General features: G+C 34.8%; 1 protein-coding gene. It reads left to right on the top strand.

Features of this window, described 5'->3' with window-relative positions:
- Positions 1 to 34: 34 nt before the first annotated feature.
- The coding region (locus tag BAU28_RS08385; protein WP_338061965.1) for an RNA-guided endonuclease InsQ/TnpB family protein at positions 35 to 744 on the top strand (710 nt) is incomplete at its 3' end.

The raw sequence follows: 744 nt of genomic DNA, 5'->3' as shown, positions 1-744 counted from the left end.
ATTTGTCGTCAGCAATATAACTCCGCTTTGCTAGATAAACAACGATATTATAAACAAAAAAGACTTAACACGGTATAAATTACAAGATCAGCAAAAACTTGATAAAAAGATATATCATTTCTTAAAAGAGGTTCCTTCGCAACCTCTTCAAGAAGTGTTTGCACGCTTGGAAAAAGCCTATAAAAAGTTCTTTAAAAAGGATGCTGGCTATCCAAAAAGGAAAAGTTTTAAAGAATATCGTTCTATTACTCTTACTCAATTTGGTATGTTCAAATATAAAAAGAAGGATGGTTCCTTGGGGACAAGCCGTCGTATGTGTTCTCTCACAAAAGGCGGTAAACTTCTTATCTCGAAATTAGGGGTCATTGATATCAAATGGCACCGTAAATTAGATGGTTGCGTTAAACAAGTTGTCATAAAGCATCAAGGGAACCGTTGGTTTGCGATTTTTTGTGTTGAAAAACACGTAAACCCAGGTTCTATTTGTAATGCAACTAAAATAACTGGTATTGATGTAGGCATCAAAAAATTTGCGGTTCTATCTAATGGAGAAGAAGTTCAAAATCCTACGTTCCTACGCAAAGAAGAGCGTAAATTAAAACGTGCGCAACGTAAACATTCAAAAATAAAAAAAGGTTCGAAGAACTGGTACAAGCAAGTAGCCAAAGTACAACAAATTCATACGAAGATAGCGAATCAATGTAAGGATTTCTTGCACAAACTAAGCTTCAGATTAACCAACAG

Source organism: Bacillus paramycoides (assembly GCF_001884235.1).
Classification (GTDB): Bacteria; Bacillota; Bacilli; order Bacillales; family Bacillaceae_G; genus Bacillus_A; species Bacillus_A paramycoides.
This window is presented reverse-complemented; position numbering and strand designations above follow the sequence as displayed.